This window comes from Cryobacterium sp. M91, assembly GCF_002929615.1.
GTDB lineage: Bacteria > Actinomycetota > Actinomycetes > Actinomycetales > Microbacteriaceae > Cryobacterium > Cryobacterium levicorallinum.
Genome location: NZ_PJJT01000042.1, coordinates 1 through 6432 on the forward strand (window position 1 = coordinate 1; position 6432 = coordinate 6432).

The window sequence follows — 6432 nt, forward strand, 5'->3', positions numbered from 1 at the left end:
GAGCAGGGCAGACTGGTCTAGAGCCATCGTGTGGTGTCCTTCGTGAGTTGCTTTAGTCGGTACTCACTGACCATCGCACGATGGCTCCTCGCGTTGGCGAAGCAACGCTCAAGGCCGGGAAACTCCACCACTCAATGGGACATGACCCGCCGGGGCCGAGTTCGAAGCTGTCAAGTCCTCGCGTTGGGCCCTTTTTGTTGCGTGAGTTTTAGCCGGTTGCACCGGTGTGTGAGGTACGTGCCGTTTCACGTGCGCGGACGATCTACTCAGCCAAGACTTATACCTCTAGGGGTATGGTGGAGATGCGGATCAGTAAACGAAAGGAAGTAACTCAGATGATGTGGGGTAACGGAAGTATGGGATGGTCCTGGGGGTTCGGCCTACTAGCTATTGCCGGTGTCGCCGTGCTTATTTATGTCATTGTTCGTTTTTTGTCGAACAAATCCGGAAGCGATGACACGCGATCTGCTCCGAGGCAAGCTAATTCGGCCGGTGCCAGGCAGATTCTTGAGGAGCGGTTCGCTCGGGGGGAGCTCACTGCGGAGCAGCTGCGTGATCAGCTGCGGGTGCTCGAGGAGGGCCGGTAGTGCCCGGTCTTAGTCGCCGTAGCGCCCTGATCCTCGGCGGGGTCGGGATTGCGGCCACGGCTGTGGGCGGAGCGGGTTTCTTTGTCAATCAACGGATCTCCTCGACGACGTCACCGGCTATACCGTCCGGGAGCGACCTCGTCGAGCCCCCGGAGCTACGAAGCGTCAGCGGTACTCTCACCGTTGATCTCGAGTCTTCCCCCCAACAGGTGACCATTGCTGGTCGTGATGTGCGTGCGCTGAGTTACAACGGTGGCGTGCCCGGCCCCACACTGCGCGTTCGAGCGGGAGACACCCTCAACGTCAGCCTTCGCAATGGGCTGGCAGATCCGAGCAACCTGCACGTGCACGGTCTCCATGTCTCGCCCGAGAACAACAGCGACAACATGTTCGTCACCGTCGCAGCCGGCGCCTCCTTTGATTATCAGTACGAATTGCCCGCCAATCACCCGCCGGGCGTGTACTGGTATCACCCGCACCACCATGGTTTCGTGGCCGATCAGGTATTCGGCGGGCTTTACGGCACCATTATTGTTGAAGACCCCGACCCCATCCCGGCCAGCCGGGAACGTGTCCTCGTCATTTCCGACATCACCCTTGATTCCGCGGGAACAATTCCAGCGGCCACAGCGATGGAGAAAACGTCCGGACGCGAGGGAGACCTCGTCCTGGTCAACGGTCAGCTCACCCCCAGTATGACTTCCCGCCCTGGTGAGCGGGAACGATGGCGCATCGTAAATGCCTGCGTGTCCCGCTATCTGCGGCTGCGCCTCGACGGGCAGCAGCTGTCCCTCCTCGGAATTGACTCCGGACGGTTCGAAGCCGCGCACGACGTCGACGAGGTCGTGCTGGCCCCGGGGAACCGGGCCGACCTTCTCGTCACCGGCACGGCCGGCAGCTCCGTGCTGCGTACGCACACCTATGACCGAGGTATGTCCGGCGGAATGATGATGGGAGGCGGAAGCTCCGCTGGAGCCGACGACGTCGCGCTGGCCTCCTTTGTCGTGACCGGTGACGACGTCACGACAGTCGCCGCCATACCCGGCCAGCCCGCTCCACGAGACCTTCGCACGGCTACCGTAACCGCTCGACGCGAGTTGATCTTCGCGATGGGAATGGGCGGGGACACGGGCAGTGGCATGGGTGGAAACATGGATGGCGGAATGGGTGGAGGAGTGGGTGGGGGCATGATGTCAGCCACGATCAACGGCCAGGTATTCGATGCCACCCGGGTCGACACGACCGTGCAATTCGACAGTGTGGAGGATTGGTTGCTGACAAATACCAGCCCGCTCGATCACCCCATGCACCTGCACGTGTGGCCGATGCAGATTATCGAACAGTCAGGCCAGCCCGTCAAAACCATCATGTGGCAAGACGTCGTGAACATCCCGGCACGCAGCACCGTGCGAGTACGTATCGCGTTTGACGACTTCAGCGGACGTACCGTGTACCACTGCCACATTCTTGACCACGAAGACAGAGGAATGATGGGAGTTATCACCGCAAACTGACAGTAGCCGCAACCATCAATTCGAAAAAAATGGATTAGGAGAAATCAATGAACTACGCACACACCATCACCGTCTCGCTGCCCTACGAAGTAGCCGTCTCCAGGGTGCGGGAAGAACTAGCCAACCAAGGATTCGGCGTTCTTACCGAAATCGACGTCCACGCGACCTTCGAAACGAAACTCGGCGTGGAAAGTGCGCAGGCACTGGGCGACTACCTGATCTTGGGTGCCTGTAACCCCGCCCTCGCCGAACAGGCGCTCACTGCAGAGCCCGACATGGGCTTGCTGCTTCCGTGTAACGTCGTCATTCGACGAAGCCCGTCAGCGACTACCACCACGGTTCAAGCTATCAACCCACAAACCATGGTCCAGCTGAGCAATTCCCCGGGGATACAGAACGTTGCTGATCAAGCCGATCAGCGTCTTCTCGCCGCGCTAGCCGCTCTCCAAGGAGAAAGCAGCAGCAAGTAATACGCGGTCTAGCCCGCTGAAGCACGGCCAGAATTTTATGGCCGTGTCAGGCGCTAGCCGCGCTGGTGGTCCGATTGGCGATCTGGCAGGCTTCACTAAAAGATGGGCCGGGTGCCGTTAGCGTCCGAGTAACCGGGACCAGAATGATCCGGTCGATTTTTCTTTGACATGCCCGGCGCATTGTTGGTTGCGTGGCACACCGCGCATGACCTGATCAATGTGCTGACCGCAGCCCGCCCACGTTGTCTTTTGGCACACTTTGCACGTTACGGCACGACACATAAGGATCTCCATTCAATTCGGTGAACTAATCATAAAATAATACACCAGGGGGTATTCTGGCCGGGTGGTGACAGGACGGGCCGCCTGTGAGCCTGCTGCCAAGCGGTTTCGCGGGGGCGCGAGGTTTAGCGGGTGGCGATACTGGCGCGCACGTCGTCCATGTTGAGGTTCTCGACGCCGGCAATGAGCTCTTCCAGGCTGGCCGCGTTCAGGGCGCCTGCTTGGGAAAAGACGAGTACGGAGTCCCGAAACGCCATCAGCGTGGGGATGGAACGGATGCCCGCGGCTGCGGCCAATCCCTGTTCCGCTTCGGTGTCGACTTTTCCAAAGGTGATTGCGGGGTGTTTTTCAGACGCCGCGCTGAATGTCGGGGCGAAACTGCGACACGGGCCGCACCACTCGGCCCAAAAATCAACCAACACGATGGGACTCTGGGCAATGGTCGCGTCAAAGGTGGTCTCGGTGAGATCCGTAATAGCCATAAAAACAGTATATACCTACTAGGGTATTTTGCATACCGCGTGGGGTATACGCCAACTTGGCAGATATCCAGCGCGGAAACGGCCTACAAAGAGTTGATCACACACACCTGGCCGACGTATTCGGAGACCGCGTCCCATCAGATCACCTCTCGCCGGGAGCGGAACATGGCCAGAATGCAGGTGCGCCCCTGGGTGAGGTTGCCGACGGATGCCTCGGTGCGCGAGGTCACGGATCGAGCGTTGGCGAGGTCGCCGAAGGTTCAATCGGCGACGACAGCATGGTGACAAGTCTTGCAGCTTCAGGCGAGTGTAGGCGCCCTCGCGCTGTGGATCCCACATGCAGGGTTTTCTGGCACAGGACCTGGATGTTTATAGTTTTGGGCTCCCATTTTTACACGTTTCCCACCAGATTCGCAGCAATTTGAACCCCTGAATCCCCGGTAAGCACCGGGACTCAGGGGTTTTTCCGTGCCTCGAAATCGCGCAACCTGTGAAAAGGTGCAGCCTGGTTGAGACGCTTGGCGATCGAGGGCTGACCGGGCGATCGTGCAGCCAACCTATGCTGAATCACATGGCAACCGCAGACGCCACCCTGCTCTGCATCATCCTGGTATTTCTCGCCATCTTCCAGCTGCTGCTGATCGCAGGCCTGCCGCTCGGGCGGTTCGCCTGGGCCGGCCGGCACGAGGTGCTCCGGACATGCCAGCGCATCGGCAGCGCCCTCTCGATCGCGCTCTACCTCGTGTTTGCACTCCTCGTACTCGAACGGGCGGAGCTGACGTCTTTCATCTACAGCGCGAGCTTCATCGGCGTGGCCGTGTGGGTGCTCACTGGGTACTCCACGCTCAGTGTGATCATGAACGGGATCTCCCGCAGCAAATCGGAACGCCTTGTGATGACGCCGGTGAGCCTTATGCTGGCGGGACGGTGCCTGGTCGTCGCGATCAGATAAACATCCGCTCAAATCAGCATCCGCTCGACGTGACGGCAGCGGCACACTCGATGAAGTCCAGACAGCAGACGAGGACCGGACTACCGTGAAGTCATGCCAATCGGCGGATTCCGCGGCGTTGCCTTCAGCCTGATCCCGGGGTTGAACACCGCCCTGCACTACCAGCGCGCGTGGCTGATACCTGATCTGCGCGCCGGCATCGTGCTCAGCTTCCTGCTGATCCCGGCCGGTATGGGCTACGCGGAGGCCTCCGGGCTGCCCGCGTACACCGGCCTGTACGCGACGATCGTGCCGCTGCTGCTCTACGCCGTCTTCGGCCCATCGCGCATCCTCGTGCTCGGTCCCGACTCGGCGCTCGCCCCGATCATCGCAGCGTCGATCCTGCCGTTGGCGCTCGGCAATACCGAGCGAGCGATTGCCCTCGCCGGACTCCTCGGCCTGATGGTCGGCCTCATCCTGCTCGTTGCCGGAGTGCTGCGACTCGGCTTCGTCACCGACCTGCTCTCCAAGCCGATCCGGGTCGGCTACCTCAACGCCGTTGCTTTGCTCGTGATCATTTCGCAGATTCCCAAGCTGCTCGGGTTCTCCATCGACGTTCCCGGCCCGATTCAGGGGATGGGCGCAATCATGCAGGCCGCTGCGGCGGGGAGCATTGTCGTCGCCGCGATGCTGCTCGGCCTCGCCTCCCTCGCCGTCATCGTCGGGTTGCGTTTCCTGCTCGGAGGGCGCATCCCCGGCGTGCTGATCGCGGTCGTCGCGTCCATTGTGGTTACGGCGATCTTCTCGCTGCAGAACGTGCTTCCGATCGTCGGCGCCATGCCGCAGGGGCTCCCCGCACCGGCGCTCGGCGGCCTCGTCTGGGGCGACGTGGTTTCGCTGATCGGACCGGCGCTGGGCATAGCGCTCATCGCCTTCGCTGACACCGGGGTGCTCTCCCGCACGCTCGCGGCGCGCCGCGGTGACAGTGTGAACGGCAGCCAGGAGATGGCCGGACTCGGACTCGCCAATATCGGGGGCGGGTTCTTCGGCGGCTTTCCGATCTCCGCCTCCACCTCACGCACGCCCGTCGCCGAGCAGGCAGGGGCGCGATCCCAGCTGACGAACGTCGTTGGTGCCCTGATCATTGTCGTCTTCATGCTTGTTGCCCCCGGCGTAACCGGGTACCTCCCGTCGGCCACACTCGGCGCCGTGGTCATTGTGGCCGCCGCCAGCCTGGTCAATGTTTCGGGCGTCTCGCGATTGTGGCGGATCGACAAAACGGATGCCCTGCTTTCGATCGCCGCGTTCCTCGGCGTTTTTCTGGTGGGCGTTTTGCAGGGCATTCTCGTCGCGATCGGGCTGTCTCTGGTGGCGTTCGTGATCCGCGCGTGGCGTCCGTATCGGGCGGAGCTCGGGCGCATTCCGGGTGTGCGCGGGTACCATGACCGCTCCCGGCATCCGGATGCCGATCGCGTTCCCGGCATCGTTATTGTGCGTTTCGACGCCCCGCTGTTCTTTGCCAACGGGGGTATCTTTGATTACTACGTGCGCTCGGTGGTGCGGCGGGCGGAGCGGGAATCGGAGGCCGATGGCACGCCGATTCACACCGTCATCCTTGCCGCCGAGCCGATCACCGATATCGATACGACCGCCATTGACGAACTGCTCGAGCTTGACGAGTACCTCGCGTCTCGGGGGGTGACGCTCGTGCTCGCCGAGATGAAGGGGCCGGTGAAGGACCGGCTGCAGGCCTTCGGACTGGGCAACAGGTTTCCACCCGAGCGGCTCGCGCCGACGGTGGGCGCCGCGGTTGATGCTGCGAGTGGGGAGCTTCGCGACGATATCGGCGGAGCGATTTGAGGTGGTCGCGGTGGCCTCTGACTCGGGGCGCTGCGACCTCACCAACGAAGTAGACCACTACATTTAGTCCCTTCGCTCGGCTCAAACTCGCGCTCGATCGCTGGCCCGTCCGACGCGCGCATGGCTCTCGCTGCAAAGCAACTACGATTTCCCTGCGAGACCCGGCCATTTCGGTTGGTCGAGCTTGCCGAGACCGCCATGAACCAGCGCGAGCAGGCCTGCGAGACCCGCCCGTTTCCGTTGGTCGAGCTTGCCGAGACCGCCATGGACTGGGCTGAGCCGGTCTCGACAACGCGCGGTCGGCCC

The 6432-nt window shown here is 61.9% G+C and carries 7 protein-coding genes; 5 read left to right on the forward strand and 2 right to left on the reverse strand.

The window, feature by feature from the left end; all coding sequences use genetic code 11:
• Positions 1 to 556: 556 nt before the first annotated feature.
• Complete coding sequence (locus tag CXY80_RS20380; RefSeq protein ID WP_255411816.1) at positions 557 to 679, reverse strand: hypothetical protein; 123 nt, start codon at positions 677 to 679, stop codon at positions 557 to 559.
• On the opposite strand from CXY80_RS20380, the gene CXY80_RS00685 reads away from it, so the two are divergent.
• Positions 635 to 2101: a multicopper oxidase family protein gene (locus CXY80_RS00685; RefSeq protein WP_233194749.1), complete on the forward strand. Its 1467-nt coding sequence runs from the start codon at positions 635 to 637 to the stop codon at positions 2099 to 2101. The two genes, CXY80_RS20380 and CXY80_RS00685, sit on opposite strands and share 45 nt — an antisense overlap.
• A gap of 47 nt (positions 2102 to 2148) precedes the next feature.
• On the forward strand, positions 2149 to 2571 hold the full coding sequence (locus CXY80_RS00690; RefSeq protein ID WP_104131199.1) for a DUF302 domain-containing protein: 423 nt from the start codon (positions 2149 to 2151) through the stop codon (positions 2569 to 2571).
• Positions 2572 to 2978: 407 nt separating this feature from the next.
• On the opposite strand, the gene trxA is transcribed toward CXY80_RS00690, so the two are convergent.
• Positions 2979 to 3335 (reverse strand): thioredoxin, encoded by a 357-nt coding sequence (gene trxA / locus CXY80_RS00695; protein WP_104131200.1) that lies wholly within the window; start codon positions 3333 to 3335, stop codon positions 2979 to 2981.
• Between the two features lie 571 nt (positions 3336 to 3906).
• Between trxA and CXY80_RS00700 the strand changes: the two genes are divergently transcribed.
• From CXY80_RS00700 to CXY80_RS19830, 3 genes are all read left to right on the forward strand, one after another.
• A complete protein-coding gene (locus tag CXY80_RS00700; RefSeq protein WP_092452524.1) occupies positions 3907 to 4287 on the forward strand; it encodes a hypothetical protein in 381 nt (126 codons plus the stop codon).
• 93 nt (positions 4288 to 4380) lie between these two features.
• Complete coding sequence (locus tag CXY80_RS00705; RefSeq protein ID WP_092452528.1) at positions 4381 to 6126, forward strand: SulP family inorganic anion transporter; 1746 nt, start codon at positions 4381 to 4383, stop codon at positions 6124 to 6126.
• Positions 6127 to 6246: 120 nt separating this feature from the next.
• Positions 6247 to 6432, forward strand: a 186-nt coding sequence (locus CXY80_RS19830) for a hypothetical protein (RefSeq protein WP_233194748.1), incomplete at its 3' end; no start/stop codon positions are given.

What these genes read in the sequence shown, in the direction of transcription:
- CXY80_RS00690 (WP_104131199.1), top strand. Translation starts at nt 2,149, where the DNA reads ATGAACTACGCACACACCATCACCGTCTCGCTGCCCTACGAAGTAGCC.
- trxA (WP_104131200.1), bottom strand. Translation starts at nt 3,335, where the DNA reads ATGGCTATTACGGATCTCACCGAGACCACCTTTGACGCGACCATTGCC.
- CXY80_RS00700 (WP_092452524.1), top strand. Translation starts at nt 3,907, where the DNA reads ATGGCAACCGCAGACGCCACCCTGCTCTGCATCATCCTGGTATTTCTC.
- CXY80_RS00705 (WP_092452528.1), top strand. Translation starts at nt 4,381, where the DNA reads ATGCCAATCGGCGGATTCCGCGGCGTTGCCTTCAGCCTGATCCCGGGG.